Annotated in this window: 1 protein-coding gene; it reads left to right on the forward strand. The window is 42.7% G+C overall.

Annotation, left to right across the window (positions count from 1 at the left end; all coding sequences use genetic code 11):
* Nucleotides 1–45: 45 nt before the first annotated feature.
* Nucleotides 46–402 carry a hypothetical protein gene (locus RTW80_RS27010; RefSeq protein WP_131777533.1) on the forward strand — a complete coding sequence of 119 codons (357 nt, stop codon included), beginning with the start codon at nucleotides 46–48 and terminating at the stop codon, nucleotides 400–402.
* Nucleotides 403–562 lie beyond the last annotated feature (160 nt).

The raw sequence follows: 562 nt of genomic DNA on the forward strand, positions 1-562 counted from the left end.
CTGTAAATCGGAGTAGTAAATCATTCACTAATATAGGGGACTATTATGTCTACAAACAACTTGAAAGAAGCAGTAAATCACAATACCTACAACGCGCCAGTAACTATCAACAACTACTACATCAGTCCCGTTCCCCCCCCTGAAGAACCACCAGTTGTTCCTGCGAAAAAGAAACGTGGCTGGGTTTTTGAAACCGCCAGTATTTTACTTGGCACAGTTATTACCCTATGGCAGTCAATGTACAACGGGGTAATGATGTCAGTCTTGACGGATGTCCTAATCTGGTTGGGGGTGTCTTCAGGGGCAGCGCCAGTATGTGCTACTGGTTTGATTGCTTTTGGCGTCTGCGCCGCCCCTACATTGTTGTTAGCTTTGGTTCGTTGGGTCGTAAACCAGAAGTAGTACGTAGTAAGTTGTATGGACTAAGGGTAGTGGGGCTACCCTTAGTCCAATACTAATGGTTATGAGAGCAAAGATCAAACATTGTGATTACATCTAGAATACTGGTGTATTTCTTTTGTAATACACTAGATATTCTCTTTAATTGCTTTCAGTACCTTCT

Source organism: Escherichia sp. AM3 (assembly GCF_032029835.1).
GTDB lineage: Bacteria > Pseudomonadota > Gammaproteobacteria > Enterobacterales > Enterobacteriaceae > Escherichia > Escherichia coli.